Raw genomic sequence first — 17,132 nt, 5'->3', positions numbered from 1 at the left:
CAGCGGGCCTCGAAGGAGGGCTCCAGGAATCGCGAGACCACTGGAGGGCTCCTTCGAGGCGGCTGACGCCGCACCTCAGGATGAGGGGGATGGGTGGGAATACCGGGGTTCGTCCGCGTGGTGCGCTAGAGGACGGCACGCCCGTCCGGCGGCGGGAACCGGGGACCATGGGCGCGTCGTCATGAATGTCTTGTTGGGCGAAGGCTGGATGCCGCCCCTCGTCGCGGCCGTGGCCGCGGTCCTGGTGGCCGTGGCGGGTGCCGTCCTGACCACCATCGACCCCTGGTATCGCGCCCTGCGCGTGCCGGCCTGGAAGCCGCCGGACTGGGCGTTCGGGCCGGTCTGGACCGTGATCTTCTCGCTTACCGCGACCTCCGCGGTGCTGGCCTGGAACGGCGACGCAGATTCCGGCTCGCGGGCCGCGGTTCTCGCCGCCTTCGCCCTCAACGGCGTCCTCAACATCGCCTGGAGCCTGCTGTTCTTCAGGATGCGCCGGCCCGACTGGGCGCTCGTCGAGATCGTGTTCCTGTGGCTGTCGATCGTGCTGCTGATCGGCGTCGCCGGCCGGGTCTCGACCACGGCCGGGCTCCTGAACCTGCCGTATCTGGCCTGGGTCAGCGTCGCCGGCTTCCTGAACTTCCGGATCGTGCGGCTCAACCCGCGCCTGCGGGAGGCCTGAGCCCGTGGCGGAGCTGTTCGCCTCCGGGCGCATCGTCGAGCTGATCCTCGCCCTGGTGGCCGTCGAGGCCCTCCTGCTCCTGGCGGTGCGAAGAGTCCTGGGTCGTGGTCCCGCCCCTGTGCTGTTGCTCGCCAACCTCGCCGCCGGGGCCGCGCTGATGCTGGCCTTGCGTGCGGGCCTGACGCAGAGCCCCTGGCCGGTCGTGGCCGGGTGGCTCCTCGCGGCGCTGGCCGCCCACGTCACCGAGATGGTCCTGCGCCTGCGACGCGAGCGCCGGGGACGCTTGGTCGCAGACGAGGCTTAAGCAGAGCAGGAACAACGACGGAAACCGACGCGTTCACGCGAGGCAGACAACCTCGAACGATTATAACTCGACTGTACCGTGGGAGACGCGTCCATGCCGCGCAGCAACGCCTTCGCCCTGTCGTCGGGCGCCCTGGTCGGGGCGCTGTTCCTCACGACGGGGGTGGCGGCTCAGGATGCGGACCTGATCAAGCGCGGCCAGTACCTCGTCACCGCAGGCGATTGCGTGGCCTGCCACACGGCCCCGGGCGGCAAGCCGTTTGCCGGCAACTACGCGCTGAACACGCCCATCGGCACGATCATGACCCCCAACCTCACGCCCGACGACGAGACGGGCCTGGGCAAGTGGTCCTACGAGACCTTCGAGAAGGCGTTCCGCCACGGCATCGGCGACGAGGGCGAGTATCTCTACCCCGCCTTCCCCTTCGGCTGGTACACCAAGGTCTCGGACGAGGACACCAAGGCGATCTTCGCCTACCTCAAGTCCCTGCCGCCGGTGAGCGAGAAGAAGCAGCCCAACGACATCCCCTTCCCCTTCAACGTCCGCACCGCGCTCATCACCTGGCGCACCGCGTTCTTCACGGAGGAGCGCTTCAAGCCCGATCCGAACGCCAGCGCGGAGGTGAACCGCGGCGGCTACCTGGTCGAGGGCCTGGGCCATTGCGGCATGTGCCACAACGAGCGCAAGCTCGTCGGCAATTCCGGGCTCGCCGGCAAGATGGGCGGCGGCGTCATCGACGGCTGGTACGCCCCCAACATCACGCCGGACGGGCACCAGGGCATCGGCGCCTGGAAGGACGAGGAGGTGGTGGCCTACCTCAAGACCGGCACGGCGCCGGGCGACCGGCCGGGCGTGGCCGCCGGCCCGATGCGCCAGACCATCGAAGAATCCCTCTCGAAGATGACGGAGGCCGACCTCAAGGCGATGGTCGCCTACCTGCGCACGGTCCCGGCCAAGCAGACCTACAAGGAGAAGGACCTCCAGGCCTTCAACCAGGCCGGCGCGCCGGGGGCGGCCACCTACCTCACCTACTGCTCCTCCTGCCACCGGCCGGACGGCAAGGGCGTCGAGGGCGCGATCCCGGCGCTGGCCGGCAACACCTCCGTCCAGGCCAAGGGCCCGGAGACGGTCCTGCGCGTGATCTACGGCGGCCTCACGGCCCAGAACGGCTACGCGCCGATGCCCGCCATCGGCCAGGAGATGACCGACGTAGAGGTCCGCAACGTCACCGATTACGTCCGCAATTCATGGGGCAACACCGCGCCGGTGATCAGCGGGGATGCCGCCTCGGACGCGCGGGCCGCCACCAGGACCATGCTCTCGGGCACGGCGCCCTGCGCCGAGATTCCGCAGGAGGCCCTGAAGGCGGCGATCGACAAGGCCGGCGCCGCCGAGAAGCTCAAGGGTCTGAAGCAGCAGGACTTCGTGCCGGTGCTCAACGCCATCGTCACGCAGGTGAAGGCGGACAACACCGGGGCCGGCGACGACGCCATCGTCAACGGCCTGACGAGCGCCTTCTGCAAGGTCGGCAAGGAGGACGACCGCTACGGCAAGCCCGGCTGGTCCACCGTGATCGGCACCTTCTCCAACGTCGCCTACAGCCAGGTGAAGCACCCGGAGAAGCAGGCCACCGCCGTGCCCGGCCAGCCGCCGGCCACGAACATGGCCCCGGCCCGGAACTGAGCTCTTAGGCTCAGTCCGCGATCACGCCGGGATAGCGGCCGGCCAGGTCCCGCCGGGTCGCATCCGCCCAGGCGCGGTCGCGGTTCGGCCGCGGCCGGTCGAGGGGCACGGCGGCCACGAGGCTCGCCGGGCGGCCCGAGAGCAGCAGCAGGCGGTCGGCGACCGCGATGGCCTCGGTGACGTTATGCGTGACCATCAGCACGCTCATGCCGAGGCGGTCCACGGTGTCGACCACGAGGCCCCGGAGGGAGGCGGCGGCCGCATCGTCCAGGGACACGAAGGGCTCGTCGAGGACGAGCAGCCGCGGGTCGTTGGCGAGCGCGCGGGCGAGCGCCACCCGGCGCTGCATTCCCAACGACAGCGCCCCCGGATAGCGCCCGCGCCAGGGGCTGAGGCCGAGATGCGCGAACAGGCCGTCGAGGTCCTTGCCCCGGCGCTCGCGCGGCATGGCCAGCCGCACGTTCTGCTCCACGGTGCGCCAGGGAAGCAGGCGGGGCTCCTGGAACACCATGCCCGGCCCGCCGCCCGCGCCGGGTGCCGGCACGATGCTGCCCTCGTAGTCGGGGTCGAGCCCGAGCAGGATGCGCAAAGTCGTGGTCTTGCCCGCCCCCGAGGGGCCGATCAGGCAGACGATCTCGCCTTGCTCCACGCTGAAGGCGAGGTCGCGCACGGCCTCCACCGGCTCGGCGGAGGCCGGGTGGTAGACCTTGCGGACGATCGTGGCCGTGAGGACGGGCTCAGCGCCAGCGGCGGACATGGGCTTCGAGCCGCTGCAAGAGGAGGATGTCGATGGCGATCATCACGCTCATGAACACGATGCTGTAGCCGACGATGGCGGCCACGTTCGTGCTCTGGACGAAGTAGAAGTTGATGGCGAATCCCACTCCGTCCGGCCGCCCGAGCAGCTCGATCACCAGCACGATCTTCCAGGCCAGCGACAGGCCCGAGCGGGCCGCGGCCACCGCGTAGGGCTGGAGCTGCGGCACCAGCACGTGCGCGATCCAGGTGCGCCGGTCGAAGCGGTAGGTCCGGGCCATCTCCTCCAGGCCGGGATCGAGGTTGCGGGCGCCCTCCCGCAGGATCACGGCGACGTTGGGCAGCTTGTTGAGCACCACGGCAAGGATCGCGGCCGATTCGTTGAGGCCGACCCAGATGTAGGCCAGCACGGTGATGACCAGGGCCGGAGTGTTGAGCAGCACCAGGAGCGGGGTATCCAGCGCCAGGTTGGCCGCCCGCGAGCGGCCGAGCGCCACGCCCAGCATCACGCCGAGCACCATCGCCAGGACGAAGGAGATCCCGACGCGGGCCAGCGTCACCCCGACGTTGTGGAACAGGTCGCCGCGGCCCGCCTCCTCCACGACGAACCGCGCCACGGCGAGCGGCGCCGGCAGCAGGCGGGAGCCCGCGGCGTGCGCCGCCGCCTGCCAGGCCGCCAGCAGCACGAGCATCGAGGCGAGACGGGTGAGGAGGCCCATGCGGCTAGGTGCAGGTCCGCGGGCGCGGCTCAGCCATGCTTCGTCCCGTCGAAGTAGAGGTCCGGCGGCAGCGTGGCGCCGGAGCCGACGAGGCGCTCGCCGCCGAGGCGCGCCATCACCGCGTAGAGGCGCTCGCCGTCGCTGCGCTCAGCCTGGATCGTCCGGCGCGGGATGCCGGCCAGGAACTCGCGCTTGAGCGCCTCGAAGGTGGGCTCGTCCTCCGCCGTCATCAGCGGGCGCACGATCTCCCAGGCCGACGCGTCGGTGGCCAGCATGTCCTTGGCCGCCCGCGAGGCCCGCGCGAAGCCGGCCACCGCCTCGGGCTTGGCCGCCACGGTGGTGCCGTCGAACAGGTAGCCGATCAGCGCCACCTGCCCCGTCGCGCCGAAGGCGCGCATGATGTCGTCGGCGCCGATCAGCTTGCGGAAGCCCTTGGCCTCCAGCCGGGCGCAGTAGGTCCAGTAGGTCAGGGCGGCGTCGAGCGCCCCCTGCTCCAGCTTCAGTGTGATGAGCGGCGGCGCGCCGTAGGCGATCTCGGCCCGGGTCTCCAGGTCGATGTCGGCGGCGTCCCGCGCCTGGGCCTTGAGCAGCAGCCAGTTCTTGTCCAGCGGGCCACCGGCGACGCCGAGGCGCTTGCCGACGAGGTCCTTCAGGCTTTTGATCGGGCTGTCGGTCCGCACCATCACCGCGCCCTCGGTGGTGGAATACGGGATGAAGCGCACCGCCCGCCCCTCGTTGCCGAGGCGGGCCGCCCAGAGCAGGTCGCCGATGATGGCGTCCACCTGCCCGCCCATGAACGAGATCCGCGCCGCGTCGTTGCCGGCGAGCTTGACGACTTCAAGGCTGAAGCCGTTGGCCGTGTCGAGGCCGCGGGCCTTGATCACCGCCGCCTCCCAGGCGGCCGTGCCGAAGGGCAGGCTGCCGAGCCGGATCGTCGGGCCCTCGGCCCGCGCCCGCCCGCTCAGGGGCACCAGCGCCGCGGCGGCGAGCAATCCGCGCCGTGACAGCATGACGCCTTCTCCCTGTTCCGTGGCGAACGCCCCAGGGGCGTACCGATTCCGTAGCCCGGCGGTGCCATTGCGCAAAGGTCATAGGGTGTCGCGCCCGGCCCGTCCACAGGGCTCCCGCGCCTTGCGCCGGGCGCGGCGGCGGGGCACCCTCCGGCGCATCGATCGAACGGGAAAAGGGGATGGGGATGGCCGAGGCGCGCGAGGGCGTATTGGACGACGAGACGGTCGTCAGCCGGCTGAAGGCGGAACTGCCCGAGTGGCGCCTGGAGGACGGCTGGATCAGGCGCACCTACAAGACCGCGAGCTGGAAGGGCACGCTGATGGTGATCAACACCGTCGGCCACCTGGCGGAGGCCGCCTGGCACCACCCGGACCTCACCGCCTCCTACGCCTGGGTCGAGGTGCGGCTGATGAACCACGCCGCCAAGGGCATCACCGAGAAGGACTTTTCCCTCGCCCGCAAGATCGAGGAGGTCGTCGGCTGGCAGCCCGGCCTGGAGGGCGGCGGCCTGGAGGGCACCCCCACCGACGCACGCTTCGCCTACATCAAGTACGACAAGTAGGTTTTTGTTTTCGACGGCGGCGGGCCCTGCCCGCCGCGGGAACTTCCCTCCCCCCACTGCGCGGGAGCGTGGGCCTCGCGTCAGCGAGGGTCGGGAGAGGGGAGCGCCGTATCCGGAAGCGTCGCTCCCCTCTCCCGACTTAGCTCGCGGGCCACCCTCCCCCACAGAAGGGGGAGGGACGCGCGCCGCACGAGATCCATTCGATCAGGGTGAGCGCCGCACCTTCGATACGACGCCGAGCCTCCGATTCCAGGCAGGCCGCACAGTTTTTGTGCAGTGCGAAGGCGCCGCCGCAGAGGCGATCGAGGCGTCCCGAGCGCCAACGCCACATGGCACGAAACCTGCTCACGATCTCGTGTCCGTCAATGGCGACGGCACCCCTCAGCCAGCAGCGCCGCTGACGTGATCCGCTCCGTCTCGCGCCCGACCGCGACCGGCGGATTCCGTCGGCATGCGGTTCGGCGGATGGCGGCGTGTTCGAGATCGAGGATCAGGCGTCGATGCGAAACGGTGAGTCCAGGGACGGCCAGGGTGCCGGGCCTCCGGTCGGCGGAACCCGGCGCGGCGTCCTCAAGGGTGCGGCAGCCGCCCTGTCGCTGACGGCCGCGGCGCGGCTGGCACTTCCCGGAGGCGCCTTCGCGCAAGGGGCCGGGCCGGAGGTGAAGGGCGCCAAGCTCGGCTTCATCGCGCTCACCGATGCCGGCCCGCTCTTCGTCGCCAAGGAGAAGGGCCTCTTCGCCAAGTACGGCATGCCCGACGTCGAGGTGCTGAAGCAGGCCTCCTGGGGCACCACCCGCGACAACCTCGTCCTGGGTTCGGAGGGCAACGGCATCGACGGCGCCCACATCCTGACGCCGATGCCCTACCTGATCTCCGCCGGCCGGGTGACGCAGAACAACGTACCCGTGCCGATGCAGATCCTGGCCCGGCTCAATACCAACGGCCAGTGCATCTCGGTCGCCAAGGAGTACCTCGACCAGAAGGTCGGACTCGACTCCAAGGTGTTCAAGGCCGCCATCGACAGGAAGAAGGCCGCCGGCAAGTCGGTGAAGGCCGCCATGACCTTCCCCGGCGGCACCCACGACCTCTGGATACGCTACTGGCTGGCCGCCGGCGGCATCGACCCGGACAAGGACATCGAGACCATCGTCGTGCCCCCGCCCCAGATGGTGGCGAACATGAAGGTCGGGACGATGGACTGCTTCTGCGTCGGCGAGCCGTGGAACGCGCAGCTCGTGCAGCAGGGCCTGGGCTACTCGGCGCTCACCACCGGCGAACTCTGGAAGGACCACCCGGAGAAGGCGTTCGCGATGCGGGCCTCCTGGGTGGAGAAGAACCCGCTCGCCACGAAGGCGCTGCTGATGGCCGTGCTCGAAGCGCAACAATGGTGCGACAAGCCGGAGAACCGCGACGAGTTCGCCGCGATCGTCGCCAAGCGCCAATGGATCAACATCCCGGTGGCGGACGTGGCCGGCCGGATGAAGGGCACGATCGACTACGGCGACGGTCGCGTCGTCGAGAACAGCCCCCACACCATGAAGTTCTGGGCCGACGACGCCTCGTATCCCTACCAGAGCCACGACCTCTGGTTCCTCACCGAGGACATGCGCTGGGGCAAGCTCGACGCGCAGACCGACACCAAGGCGCTGATCGCCAAGGTCAACCGCGAGGACCTGTGGCGGGAGGCCGCCAAGGCGCTCGGCGTCGCCGCGATCCCGGCGAGCACGTCGCGGGGCAAGGAGACGATGTTCGACGGCAAGGTCTTCGATCCGGCCGACCCCGCCGCCTACCTCGCCAGCCTCGGCATCAAGAAGGTCTCGTGATGGCTGCCGGCTCGACGCTCTCCGACAAGGCCACCCTCGGCACGGCCGCGCGCGCGCCGGCCGCGGTCAAGGCCCGGCGCCCCCTCGTCACGGCCAAGGGTATCAAGGTCTTGGCCGCCAACCTGATCCCGCCGCTCGTCGTGCTGGCGGCCTTCCTGCTGTTCTGGGAGGTCGCCTGCTCGCGGCCCACCGCCGGCCTGCCCCCGCCCTCGCGCGTCGTGACGGAAGCCTGGGACATCATCGCCCACCCGTTCTACGACAACGGCGGCACCGACAAGGGGCTGTTCTGGCACATCTCGGCGAGCCTCCAGCGGGTGGCCTTCGGCTTCGCGCTGGCAGCCGTCGTCGGCATCCTCACGGGTACCCTGGTCGGCCAGTCCGACTGGGCGATGCGCGGCCTCGATCCGATCTTCCAGGTGCTGCGCACGATCCCGCCGCTGGCTTGGCTGCCCCTGTCGCTGGCCGCCTTCCGAGACGGCCAGCCCTCGGCGATCTTCGTGATCTTCATCACCTCGATCTGGCCGATCATCATCAACACGGCGGTGGGCATCCGCAACATCCCGCAGGATTACCGGAACGTGGCCGCGGTGATCCGCCTGAACCCGGTCGAGTTCTTCATGAAGGTGATGCTGCCTGCGGCCGCCCCCTACATCTTCACGGGGCTGCGCATCGGCGTCGGCCTGTCGTGGCTGGCGATCGTCGCGGCCGAGATGCTGATCGGCGGCGTCGGCATCGGCTTCTTCATCTGGGACGCCTGGAACTCCTCGCACATCAGCGAGATCATCGTCGCGCTGGTCTATGTCGGCGTGATCGGCTTCGTCCTCGACCGCCTGGTGGCCGGCCTCGGCCGTCTCGTCACCCGCGGCACCAGCGCAGCCTGAGGGGACGCATCATGGCAACGCCCACCCACCTCGACCTCTCGCAGGTCGGCATCAGCTTCACCCGCGGCGGCATCACCACGGAGGTGCTGCGGGACGTGAACCTCAAGGTCGCCAAGGGCGAGTTCGTCTCGATCATCGGGCATTCGGGCTGCGGCAAGTCGACGGTGCTCAACATCGTCGCCGGCCTGCTGAAGGCCTCGACCGGCGTCACCCTGCTCGACGGCAAGGAAGTGTCGAGCCCCGGCCCCGAGCGGGCAGTGGTGTTCCAGAACCACTCGCTCCTGCCCTGGCTGACGGTACGCGAGAACGTGGCTCTGGCCGTCGACAAGGTGCTGGCCAAGAAGAAGTCCAGGGCCGAGCGGGCGGACTGGATCGCCCACAACCTCGCCCTGGTGAATATGACGCACGCCGCCGACAAGCGGCCGAACGAGATCTCGGGCGGGATGAAGCAGAGGGTCGGCATCGCCCGGGCGCTGGCCATGGAGCCGACCGTGCTGCTGATGGACGAGCCCTTCGGGGCGCTCGACGCCCTCACCCGCGCCCATCTCCAGGACCAGCTCATGGAGATCCAGGTGCGGCTGCGGAACACCGTCATCATGATCACCCACGACGTGGACGAGGCGGTCCTGCTCTCCGACCGGATCGTGATGATGACGAACGGCCCCTCGGCCACCATCGGCGAAATCCTGCCGGTGCCGCTCGCCCGCCCCCGGCGCCGCCTCGACCTCGTGGAGGACAAGACCTACGTCCATTGCCGGGCCGAGGTGCTGGAATTCCTCTACGCCCGCCACGCCAAGCCGGCGCTGGCCGCCTGAACCGAAGGCGCGCGGAACCGAACGCCGCGGGCCGCCTTACTCTCCCGGTCCGATGTCGCCCCGCGATCGAGACAGCCTCGATGCCCGGCGCCCGTCGGCTTGAGGGAGGGTTTCACGATGAGCGACGGATTTCCGTCCATGACCGCGCTTCTGGGCCTGCTCGCGGTGGCGGGCTACCAGAACCGGGACAAGATCGCCGAGATGCTGGGCGGCGGCAAGGAACCGGCCGCAGCACCCGGCCGCGACGGTGGCCAGACCTCCGCACCGGGGGGCCTCGGCGGCCTGCTCGGGGGCGCCGCTGCCGGTGGTGCGGGCGGCTTCCTCAACAGCGGCCTGGGCGAACTCTTGGACCGCTTCACCAAGGCGGGCCACGGCGATGCGGCCTCGTCCTGGGTGAACCAGGGCCCGAACCGGGAGCTGCCCGCCCCGCACCTGGAGCAGGCCATCGGCCCCGACGTGCTGGCGACCCTGTCGCAGAAGACCGGCCTGTCGCGGGAGGAACTGCTCGCCCGCCTCTCGCGCGAATTGCCGGGGGCGGTGGACCGCTACACCCCGGACGGCCGCATCCCGGCCTGATCGGCGCCGGATGCTGGAGCGGCCGGTGCGCCCGAGGGCGTACCGGCCGTCTTTCGATCGTCAGCGGCTCTTCTTGTAGAGCTTGCTCGCGATCTCGAAAATCTCCTGCGGGGCGTAGTCGGGGGCGAAGGCGCCGTAATTGCCGTCGAGTTCGGGGATCTTGCCGCCTTCCGGCAGCCCGTCCACGATCTCCAGCTGGCCCGGCGGATCGCCCGGCAGCGCGACCTCGTCGTTCGACCAGACGCCTGCGGCCTCGGCGTAATCGTCCGGACTGAAGCTGTAGAGGCGGCGGTGGCTGCCCTCCTGCAGGTACTTCTGGCACTCGGGGATCTTGTCGAGGACGATGTTGGGCGTCGGCAGCATTTTTTCGATCTCGACGCCGGTGAGCTTCTTCAGGGCGAGCGCATAGGCGTGGGCGTGGACCGAGCCGCGCACCAGCAGGTAGCCGCAGACCTCGCGGCCGGTCGGGTCCTTCAGGGTCTCGTAGACGCGCAGCTTGTGGATGCGGGCGCCGCATTCCAGGTGGAAGTTGTGCAGCAGATCGATGATCAGGTTACCCGTGGTCGTCACCATGTCCATGTTCCAGGACGCGGCGTTGGAGTTCATCGGCATCGCGCCGCCGCCGTTCGACAGGAAGCTGCCGGCCAGCCGCACGTCCTGCATGTCGTGGAACGGCGCCTTGGAGACGTCGACGTTCTCGGTGTCGTCGCCGGGGCCGTTGTTGAGCATGGCGATGCCGGTCGAGACCAGCTCGACATGGCCGAGTTCCTCGGCGAAGATGCTGGAGACGAGGCTGTAGAACGGCCGCAGCTTGGTCTTGTTGCGGAAGTTGAAGCTCTGGAACATGTAGTTGCCGAGCGTCGACATCTCGCCGTACTTGCCGCCGAGCAGCTCCTGCAAGGCAGCCGCCGCGTTCGGGTCGGGCCGCTTGGGCTGGGGCAGTTCGGCCTGAAGCCGATCGATGCGCATGAACATGTCTGGAAATCCTCTCAGGTGACGGGCACCTGAGGGACCTACCGGCCTCGGGCCGGCCTGTTCCTGCGTCCGGACCGATAGCCGCGGGCCGGTTGCCGGACGCCGTCCGAGGCTTACGCGGGCAGGCGCGGTAGACGCCCGCCCGTCCGCCTCAGGCCTTCAGGGCCGCGTCGAGGTCATCGATCAGGTCCGCCGTGTCCTCCAGGCCGATCGAGAGGCGGACCACCTCCGGCCCGGCGCCGGCGGCGGTCTTCTGCGCGTCGGTGAGCTGGCGGTGGGTGGTCGAGGCCGGGTGGATGACGAGCGAGCGGGTGTCGCCGATGTTGGCCAAGTGCGAGAACAGCTCCAGGTTCGAGACCAGCCTGACGCCCGCCTCGTAGCCGCCCTTGAGGCCGAAGGTGAAGACGGCGCCGGCACCCAGCGGCGTGTAGCGCTTGGCGAGCTGGTGGTAGCGGTCGCTCTCCAAGCCCGGATAGCTCACCCAGGACACGGCCTCGTGGGCGGCCAGGTGCGTGGCGACCGTGAGGGCGTTGTCCGAGTGGCGCTGCATCCGCAGGGGCAGGGTCTCGATGCCGTTGAGGATCAGGAAGGCGTTGAAGGGCGAGAGCGCCGGCCCGAGGTCGCGCAGGCCCAGCACCCGGATCGCGATGGCGAAGCCGAAATTGCCGAAGGTCTCGGCCAGCACCATGCCGGAATATTCCGGCCGCGGCTGGCTCATCATCGGGTAGCGCTGGTCGCCGACCCAGTTGAACGAGCCGCCATCCACCACGAGCCCACCGATCGAGTTGCCGTGGCCCCCTAAGAACTTCGTGGCCGAGTGCACCACGATGTCGGCCCCGTGCTCGAAGGGCCGGATCAGGTACGGCGTCGCCATGGTGTTGTCGACGATGAGCGGGATGTTGTGCTTTTTCGCGATGTCGGCGAGGGCGCGGATATCGGTGATGACGCCGCCGGGATTGGCGATGGACTCGCAAAAAATCGCCTTGGTGCGGGGGGTGATCGCGGCCTCGAAGGAGGCCGGGTCGTCGGTGTCGGCCCAGACCACCGACCAGCCGAAGTTCTTGTAGGAATGGTTGAACTGGTTGATCGAGCCGCCGTAGAGCTTGTTGGCCGCGATGAACTCGTCGCCCGGCTGCATCAGGGCATGCATGGTTAGGAACTCGGCCGCATGCCCCGAGGCCACCGCCACCGCCGCGGTGCCGCCTTCGAGGGCGGCGATGCGCTCCTCCAGCACGGCGTTGGTCGGGTTGGTGATGCGCGAGTAGATGTTGCCGAAGGCCTGGAGCCCGAACAGCGAGGCGGCGTGGTCCACGTCGTCGAACACGAAGCTCGTGGTCTGGTAGATCGGCGTCGCCCGCGCGCCGGTGGTCGGGTCCGGCGAGGCGCCTGCGTGGATCGCGAGGGTGTTGAAGCCGGGCAGGCGGTCGGTCATCGTATCGCTCCTCGGCCTACAGCCGTGGCAGGCGGTTTACGCCCGGCCGCGGAGGGGGCGCAAGGCGGGTCGTGGAGGAGCTTGTCCCTGAAGGATGCGGCCCCTGCCCCGGTACCAAGCGTGGAATGCCGGCCCCTACTTGGGCTTGGCCTCGTCCAACCGTTTGACGACCGGCTCTGCAGAGGCCGCAGCGTGCAACGCCTCCCAGTCGTCGGGCGGGTTGCCTTTATCGAGCATCCCCTTGAACACGGAATAGGCGTCCGTCCTGGAGCCGTAGGTCCCCAACGTGTTCCCGTCATTGACCCAGGCGAAGATGACGATCTTGGTTTTGCTGTCGAAGCGGAAGAAGAGGCGGAACCGGCCATTGCCGAATTTGACCCGGAACCAGTGTTTCCGGGCCTTGCCGGGCGTATGGGCCTGTCGATACTCCTTACGGGTCGGGTCGGCTGGAATGGTCTCGAACAGCAGCTTGCGGAGCATCGCCAGGAGCTTCGCGCGTGCCGTGCTCCGGTAGTCCTCCGGATCGGCCGCCTTGGCCGCCTCGACGGCACTCGTAAGCCTTCCAAGCTGATCGAGCAGCAGGGGATGACCGAGGATCGTCCAGCCGTCGACGACCATGGCTCAAAGCGTCACGCCTCCGTCGATCTCCTCGTCGAGATCGACGGTCATCCCGGTCGTGAGCGCAGCCATGCGCTCCGCGAGACCGGCGGGGAAAGCCGTGATGCGCGACGGATTGCGGGTCATGTCCTGCGCGAGGAACGTCAGGAACCCATCGATCACCGGATCGGCCTCGTCGTCGGTACCGAGGAGGCTCACACGGCCGCCCTCGTCCACGACGTAGGTGATTTCACCGCCGTAGCTCACGCCGAGCGCCTGCCGTACGGCCTTGGGAACCGTCGTCTGACCCTTCGCGGTGATCCTGCTGCGTTCGCGGACAAGGGTCGCGGCCATGGACTCCTCCATGCATAGGTAAGGATTATTCCTTGCCTCGCAGGGACTGGCAGGGCAATGGCTTGCGAAGGGAGGCTTTCCGGTGGCGTCGGCCCTCGCGCGTGGTCGATCCTCACGACCCACTCATGAGTCCGGCCACCCTTCCCTCTCGAATCCTAACGCGTCTTGGCCGACCTTGGTCTTGCGGTCCCGTCGCGGACCGCGTGAACCCGGTCACCACGATGCCACCCATCCTCCACGTCGCCGCCATTCACGCCGAAGCTCCGGCGGGGGGCGCGGCCCGGTTCATCGTCGGCCAGGATCACGCAGGACGCTGGGTCGCCGTCGAGGTCCACGGGCGCGCCGGCGGCTTGTTCCGCAGCCGCGATGCGGCGGTGCACTTCGCCGCGTACGAGACCGGCCATCGCGCCGACGCCGTGAGTGTTTCGCCCGACCGGGTCGAGCTGCGGCTGTGAGAGGACGGGGCGCCCTGCGCTAGCGGGACGCCCCCATCGGCCGAGCCACGCCCCCGCGCCGGCACGCCGAAAACCTACAGTTCCAGGAAGGCTCGAAATCCTCCGAAGATCATGCGCTTGCCGTCGAAGGGCATCCTGGCCGGGTCCGTCTCCAGGCGCGGATCGGCCATGACGCGGGCGTTGACCGCGTCGCGGTCCTCCCGCGAGGCGTAGACGATCCAGGAGAAGACCACGACCTCGTCCTCCCCCGCCTCGACGGCGCGGGGGAACGAGGTGCGCTTGCCGTAGGGCACGTCGTCGCCGACGCATTCCACGAAGGCCAGCGCTCCGTGCTCCTTCCACAGCGCACCGGCCTTGGCGGCCAGCGCCTTGTAGGCGTCGAGCTTGTCCCTGGGCACCGGGACGATGAAGCCGTCGACGTAGGACATTCCTTGTCTCCCTGATCTCCGTTCGGCCTCCCGAGGACGGGCGGGGCCCTCGGCTACCGACACCGGGCCCGAGTTTTTTTTCGGGCGCCGGTTCCCTGGCGTGGAGACGCCCGCGCGGCCGCGGGCCGGCCGCCACCCTAAAAAAGTCCCGATGCTCGTGCTGTGCGGGAGGCCGCACCCGCCGCCCGGACACGAACTCCTCGATGCTGAAGACCGCCTTCGTTGCCGCGCGCGACCGCCAGCGCCTGTCCGAGATCGCCACGATCCTGATCGGCTTCGGTGTCAACCGGGTCGTGGACCGCCTCGGGCTGCGCTACCTGCCCCTGATCCCGCGCCGCAAGCCGAAGGTGGACGTGACCCGGCTCTCCGAGCCGGAGCGCCTGCGCCGGGCCATCGAGGCCTTGGGGCCGACCTTCATCAAGTTCGGGCAGGTGCTGGCCAGCCGCCCGGACCTGCTCTCGCCGATCTGGACCGAGGAGCTGGCCAAGCTCCACAGCCAGGTCTCGCCGGTGCCATGGGAGCAGATCGGCCCGCAGCTCGAGGCCGACCTCGGCGCCCCGCCCCAGGAGGTCTTCGCCGAGTTCAACCTCGAGCCCATCGCCTCGGCCTCGATCGCCCAGGTCTACCGGGCGCGGCTGCACACCGGCGAGGACGTGATCGTCAAGGTGCTGCGGCCGAACCTGCGCAAGATCATCGAGGCGGACCTGCGCCTGATGGCGCACGGCGCCCGCATCGTCGAGACCGAGTGGCCGGACATGGCCCGCTACCAGCCCCGCGAGCAGATGCGCCACCTCGCGGAAGGGTTGAACGGGGAGTTGGACCTCCTCAACGAGGCCCGCAACTGCGAGCTTCTCGCCGCGATCTTCGAGGGGCGCGACGACATCGTCTTCCCCAAGATCCACTGGGAATGGTGCTCCGAGCGGGTTCTGGTGCAGGACTTCATCCACGGCATCCCCCCCAACGACGAGGTGCGGCTGAAGGAGGCCGGCGTCGACAAGAAGCTGCTGGCCCAGAAGGGCACCGACGCCTTCCTGCAGATGGCCCTGATCGAGGGCGTGTTCCATGCCGACCCCCACCCCGGCAACATGCTGGCGATGTCGGACAACCGCATCGGCTTCATCGATTTCGGCATCATCGGCCGCCTGTCCCAGCGGCGGCGCAGCCAGCTCCTGATCCTGATCGGCGCCATGCTGAAGCAGGATGCGGACGGGCTGATGGCGGTGCTGCTCGACTGGACCGGCACCAGCAACCCGGACATGACCAAGCTCCAGATGTCGGCCCAGGCCTTCGTCGAGAGCCATTCCTCCATCCCCCTCAACCTCGGGCTGGTGCTCACCGACTTCATGACCATGGCCCGCGAGAACGACCTCGCCATGCCCACCGACCTCGCCATCCTGTTCAAGGGGCTGGTGACCGCCGACGGGGTGATGCGCCACCTCGACCCGAACTTCGACCTGTTCGCGGCCGCCGGCCCCACGGTGCGGGCCAGCATGAAGACGCAGTTCTCGCTCGACGGCCTGAAGCAGAAGGCCGAGGCGCTGGGCGTGGGCCTCTACGGGGCGGCCTCGGAGCTGCCGACCCTGATCCACCTGATGCTGGTGCGGCTGAAGCAGGGCAAGGTCACGGTCGAGATCGAGGTGAAGGGCCTCGACAAGGTCACCCGCGGCATCGAGCGCGCCGCCGCCCGCGTGGCCGTCGCCCTGGTGGTGGCCGCCTTCGCCACCCAGCTCGCCCCGCGCCTGATCGACCTCGGCACCCCCGTCTTCGTCACGATCGGTCTGATCGTCTTCGTCCTGGGCGTCGGCTGGCTGGTGCTGCTCGGGCGTAACAAATGATAACGACGCTTGTATACGCTACTCAAGGTCTCGTGTCGAAACCCGGCTAGGCGAATGCAAACATAGCTTGCAAGTCGGAAGCGGCGTGCTAGCCTGTTTACACCCTTCGAATCGCGAAGATGCGGGTCGGGAGCAGGGCTAGAAGCGGCGTAAGCCGCCGGCCCTCCCGGCATCGACATCGTGTCGCCACGTCTCGCCTCGGCGGGTCGATGCGTCCTCGTGCGCACCTGCGGATCGACCGCTGCGCGCACGGTCCGACGCTGTGGGGGGTGTCATGGATGCAGGGATCTTGTCGGAGGATCGTGCGGTCGAGCGGCGCATGGCCTCCCTCGAAGCCGAGAACAAACACCTGCGTGCCCTGCTGATGCAGGCGAGCCGCCAGGCCGAGACCGAGCTGGAGCGCAACGGGCGCCTGGGGCGCATCGTCGCCTCGGAGCGCAGCGCCAGCCGCGTCGAGGCCGAGCGCGTCGGCGCGGAAGCCGCGCGGATGCGGGCCGAGGCCTCGGAGCGGGCCGCGCGCTTGGCCATCGTCGAGGAACTGAACGCCCAGTTGCTCGCGAGCGAGGAGTTCAACCGCCGCATCCTGTGGACCACCACCGATTGCGTGAAGATGCTCGACCTCGACGGGCGGCTCATCACCGTGAGCGAGACCGGGCCGGCGGTGTTCGGTGTGCCCAACTTCGCCGGGCTGGTCGGGCGCCCCTGGGCGGAGTTCTGGTCCTGCGCGGACAGCCGCGCCCGCGTCCTGCACGCCCTGGTCCAGGCCCGCGTCGGCATGCCCTGCCGCTTCCAGGCGATGCTGGACGTGAGTGGCGGCCCCGCGACCTGGTGGGACATCGCGGTGACGCCGATCAACGGCGCCGACGGGCGCCCCGAGCGCATCCTGGCCGTCTCGCGCGACATCACGGAGCTGAAGCAGACCGAGGACCGCCAGACCCTGCTGATGCAGGAACTGGCCCACCGGGTGAAGAACACGCTCGCCATGGTGCAGGCGGTGGCCGCGCAGACCCTGCGCAACGCCGTCTCCCTGGAGGCCGCCGGCGAGGCCCTGGGCGCGCGGCTGGTGGCGCTGGCGCAGGCCCACGACGTGCTGATGCAGGGCTCCTGGGCCAGCGCCTCGCTCTCCGGCCTCGTCGCCGGGGCGGTGGCGCTGCACGGCGACGGCGCGCCGGGCCGTTTTCGGGTAGTGGGGCCGGACGTGACGCTGGGCCCCCGGCCCGCCATGACGCTGGCGCTGATGCTGCACG

The 17,132-nt window shown here is 69.4% G+C and carries 19 protein-coding genes; 11 read left to right on the top strand and 8 right to left on the bottom strand.

All coding sequences use genetic code 11. The annotated features are described in order from the left end of the window. Positions 1 to 181 precede the first annotated feature (181 nt). The 3 genes from COGEMETH_RS11175 to COGEMETH_RS11165 all read left to right on the top strand — a co-directional run bounded on the left by COGEMETH_RS11175 (position 182) and on the right by COGEMETH_RS11165 (position 2,666). The gene (locus COGEMETH_RS11175; protein ID WP_238182639.1) at positions 182 to 679 is read left to right on the top strand and encodes a TspO/MBR family protein; all 498 of its coding nucleotides are present in this window, start codon (positions 182 to 184) and stop codon (positions 677 to 679) included. Positions 680 to 683: 4 nt separating this feature from the next. Beyond that, a complete protein-coding gene (locus tag COGEMETH_RS11170; protein WP_238182638.1) occupies positions 684 to 983 on the top strand; it encodes a hypothetical protein in 300 nt (99 codons plus the stop codon). Between the two features lie 93 nt (positions 984 to 1,076). Further along, entirely contained in the window at positions 1,077 to 2,666 is a 1,590-nt protein-coding gene (locus COGEMETH_RS11165; protein WP_238182637.1) for a cytochrome c, read from the top strand. 10 nt (positions 2,667 to 2,676) lie between these two features. On the opposite strand, the gene COGEMETH_RS11160 is transcribed toward COGEMETH_RS11165, so the two are convergent. Genes COGEMETH_RS11160 through COGEMETH_RS11150 form a run of 3 tightly spaced genes read right to left on the bottom strand, consistent with a single transcriptional unit; the run spans position 2,677 to position 5,151 of the window. Beyond that, entirely contained in the window at positions 2,677 to 3,423 is a 747-nt protein-coding gene (locus COGEMETH_RS11160) for an ABC transporter ATP-binding protein (protein WP_238182636.1), read from the bottom strand. Then, complete coding sequence (locus tag COGEMETH_RS11155; protein ID WP_238182635.1) at positions 3,404 to 4,141, bottom strand: ABC transporter permease; 738 nt, start codon at positions 4,139 to 4,141, stop codon at positions 3,404 to 3,406. Before COGEMETH_RS11155 ends, COGEMETH_RS11160 begins: the two co-directional genes overlap by 20 nt. Before the next feature lie 29 nt (positions 4,142 to 4,170). After that, the gene (locus tag COGEMETH_RS11150) at positions 4,171 to 5,151 is read right to left on the bottom strand and encodes an ABC transporter substrate-binding protein (RefSeq protein ID WP_238182634.1); all 981 of its coding nucleotides are present in this window, start codon (positions 5,149 to 5,151) and stop codon (positions 4,171 to 4,173) included. Between the two features lie 185 nt (positions 5,152 to 5,336). Between COGEMETH_RS11150 and COGEMETH_RS11145 the strand changes: the two genes are divergently transcribed. The 5 genes from COGEMETH_RS11145 to COGEMETH_RS11125 all read left to right on the top strand — a co-directional run bounded on the left by COGEMETH_RS11145 (position 5,337) and on the right by COGEMETH_RS11125 (position 9,809). Then, positions 5,337 to 5,714 (top strand): 4a-hydroxytetrahydrobiopterin dehydratase, encoded by a 378-nt coding sequence (locus COGEMETH_RS11145; RefSeq protein ID WP_238182641.1) that lies wholly within the window; start codon positions 5,337 to 5,339, stop codon positions 5,712 to 5,714. A gap of 500 nt (positions 5,715 to 6,214) precedes the next feature. After that, complete coding sequence (locus tag COGEMETH_RS11140) at positions 6,215 to 7,537, top strand: CmpA/NrtA family ABC transporter substrate-binding protein (protein WP_238182633.1); 1,323 nt, start codon at positions 6,215 to 6,217, stop codon at positions 7,535 to 7,537. Then, positions 7,537 to 8,418, top strand: coding sequence for a nitrate ABC transporter permease (gene ntrB, locus COGEMETH_RS11135; RefSeq protein ID WP_238182632.1), 882 nt, complete (start codon positions 7,537 to 7,539; stop codon positions 8,416 to 8,418). The genes COGEMETH_RS11140 and ntrB overlap by 1 nt, the downstream gene beginning before the upstream one ends. Positions 8,419 to 8,429: 11 nt before the next feature. Next, on the top strand, positions 8,430 to 9,233 hold the full coding sequence (locus COGEMETH_RS11130; RefSeq protein WP_238182631.1) for an ABC transporter ATP-binding protein: 804 nt from the start codon (positions 8,430 to 8,432) through the stop codon (positions 9,231 to 9,233). Between the two features lie 117 nt (positions 9,234 to 9,350). Then, positions 9,351 to 9,809 (top strand): YidB family protein, encoded by a 459-nt coding sequence (locus COGEMETH_RS11125; RefSeq protein WP_238182630.1) that lies wholly within the window; start codon positions 9,351 to 9,353, stop codon positions 9,807 to 9,809. A 60-nt stretch (positions 9,810 to 9,869) separates the two neighbouring features. Here COGEMETH_RS11125 and COGEMETH_RS11120 read toward each other — a convergent pair whose 3' ends face one another. From COGEMETH_RS11120 to COGEMETH_RS11105, 4 genes are all read right to left on the bottom strand, one after another. After that, a complete protein-coding gene (locus COGEMETH_RS11120; protein WP_238182629.1) occupies positions 9,870 to 10,784 on the bottom strand; it encodes a manganese catalase family protein in 915 nt (304 codons plus the stop codon). Positions 10,785 to 10,935: 151 nt separating this feature from the next. Continuing rightward, positions 10,936 to 12,216 carry an O-acetylhomoserine aminocarboxypropyltransferase gene (locus COGEMETH_RS11115; RefSeq protein ID WP_238182628.1) on the bottom strand — a complete coding sequence of 427 codons (1,281 nt, stop codon included), beginning with the start codon at positions 12,214 to 12,216 and terminating at the stop codon, positions 10,936 to 10,938. A 135-nt stretch (positions 12,217 to 12,351) separates the two neighbouring features. Next, positions 12,352 to 12,834, bottom strand: a complete 483-nt coding sequence (locus tag COGEMETH_RS11110; RefSeq protein ID WP_238182627.1) for a type II toxin-antitoxin system YhaV family toxin — start codon at positions 12,832 to 12,834, stop codon at positions 12,352 to 12,354. Positions 12,835 to 12,837: 3 nt separating this feature from the next. Further along, the gene (locus COGEMETH_RS11105) at positions 12,838 to 13,167 is read right to left on the bottom strand and encodes a type II toxin-antitoxin system PrlF family antitoxin (RefSeq protein ID WP_238182626.1); all 330 of its coding nucleotides are present in this window, start codon (positions 13,165 to 13,167) and stop codon (positions 12,838 to 12,840) included. 203 nt (positions 13,168 to 13,370) lie between these two features. Here COGEMETH_RS11105 and COGEMETH_RS11100 point away from each other — a divergent pair, with 203 nt between their 5' ends. Further along, the gene (locus tag COGEMETH_RS11100) at positions 13,371 to 13,622 is read left to right on the top strand and encodes a hypothetical protein (protein ID WP_373875348.1); all 252 of its coding nucleotides are present in this window, start codon (positions 13,371 to 13,373) and stop codon (positions 13,620 to 13,622) included. A 74-nt stretch (positions 13,623 to 13,696) separates the two neighbouring features. Here COGEMETH_RS11100 and COGEMETH_RS11095 read toward each other — a convergent pair whose 3' ends face one another. Next, complete coding sequence (locus COGEMETH_RS11095; RefSeq protein ID WP_238182625.1) at positions 13,697 to 14,050, bottom strand: DUF1428 domain-containing protein; 354 nt, start codon at positions 14,048 to 14,050, stop codon at positions 13,697 to 13,699. 203 nt (positions 14,051 to 14,253) lie between these two features. Here COGEMETH_RS11095 and COGEMETH_RS11090 point away from each other — a divergent pair, with 203 nt between their 5' ends. Together COGEMETH_RS11090 and COGEMETH_RS11085 are read left to right on the top strand one after the other, a co-directional pair. Then, the gene (locus COGEMETH_RS11090; RefSeq protein WP_238182624.1) at positions 14,254 to 15,885 is read left to right on the top strand and encodes an ABC1 kinase family protein; all 1,632 of its coding nucleotides are present in this window, start codon (positions 14,254 to 14,256) and stop codon (positions 15,883 to 15,885) included. Positions 15,886 to 16,174: 289 nt separating this feature from the next. Continuing rightward, on the top strand, positions 16,175 to 17,132 hold a 958-nt coding region (locus tag COGEMETH_RS11085), incomplete at its 3' end, for an HWE histidine kinase domain-containing protein (protein WP_238182623.1).

Origin of the sequence: Methylobacterium trifolii (genome assembly GCF_022179685.1) — a bacterium.
In the GTDB taxonomy this organism is placed as follows: Bacteria; Pseudomonadota; Alphaproteobacteria; order Rhizobiales; family Beijerinckiaceae; genus Methylobacterium; species Methylobacterium trifolii.
This window is presented reverse-complemented; position numbering and strand designations above follow the sequence as displayed.

Excerpts from the sequence above, each read along its gene's own strand:
- COGEMETH_RS11150 (WP_238182634.1), bottom strand. The coding sequence starts at position 5,151 with ATGCTGTCACGGCGCGGATTGCTCGCCGCCGCGGCGCTGGTGCCCCTG.
- COGEMETH_RS11145 (WP_238182641.1), top strand. The coding sequence starts at position 5,337 with ATGGCCGAGGCGCGCGAGGGCGTATTGGACGACGAGACGGTCGTCAGC.
- COGEMETH_RS11165 (WP_238182637.1), top strand. The coding sequence starts at position 1,077 with ATGCCGCGCAGCAACGCCTTCGCCCTGTCGTCGGGCGCCCTGGTCGGG.
- COGEMETH_RS11110 (WP_238182627.1), bottom strand. The coding sequence starts at position 12,834 with ATGGTCGTCGACGGCTGGACGATCCTCGGTCATCCCCTGCTGCTCGAT.
- COGEMETH_RS11105 (WP_238182626.1), bottom strand. The coding sequence starts at position 13,167 with ATGGCCGCGACCCTTGTCCGCGAACGCAGCAGGATCACCGCGAAGGGT.
- COGEMETH_RS11120 (WP_238182629.1), bottom strand. The coding sequence starts at position 10,784 with ATGTTCATGCGCATCGATCGGCTTCAGGCCGAACTGCCCCAGCCCAAG.
- COGEMETH_RS11140 (WP_238182633.1), top strand. The coding sequence starts at position 6,215 with ATGCGAAACGGTGAGTCCAGGGACGGCCAGGGTGCCGGGCCTCCGGTC.
- COGEMETH_RS11155 (WP_238182635.1), bottom strand. The coding sequence starts at position 4,141 with ATGGGCCTCCTCACCCGTCTCGCCTCGATGCTCGTGCTGCTGGCGGCC.
- ntrB (WP_238182632.1), top strand. The coding sequence starts at position 7,537 with ATGGCTGCCGGCTCGACGCTCTCCGACAAGGCCACCCTCGGCACGGCC.
- COGEMETH_RS11130 (WP_238182631.1), top strand. The coding sequence starts at position 8,430 with ATGGCAACGCCCACCCACCTCGACCTCTCGCAGGTCGGCATCAGCTTC.
- COGEMETH_RS11090 (WP_238182624.1), top strand. The coding sequence starts at position 14,254 with ATGCTGAAGACCGCCTTCGTTGCCGCGCGCGACCGCCAGCGCCTGTCC.
- COGEMETH_RS11095 (WP_238182625.1), bottom strand. The coding sequence starts at position 14,050 with ATGTCCTACGTCGACGGCTTCATCGTCCCGGTGCCCAGGGACAAGCTC.
- COGEMETH_RS11160 (WP_238182636.1), bottom strand. The coding sequence starts at position 3,423 with ATGTCCGCCGCTGGCGCTGAGCCCGTCCTCACGGCCACGATCGTCCGC.
- COGEMETH_RS11175 (WP_238182639.1), top strand. The coding sequence starts at position 182 with ATGAATGTCTTGTTGGGCGAAGGCTGGATGCCGCCCCTCGTCGCGGCC.
- COGEMETH_RS11125 (WP_238182630.1), top strand. The coding sequence starts at position 9,351 with ATGAGCGACGGATTTCCGTCCATGACCGCGCTTCTGGGCCTGCTCGCG.
- COGEMETH_RS11115 (WP_238182628.1), bottom strand. The coding sequence starts at position 12,216 with ATGACCGACCGCCTGCCCGGCTTCAACACCCTCGCGATCCACGCAGGC.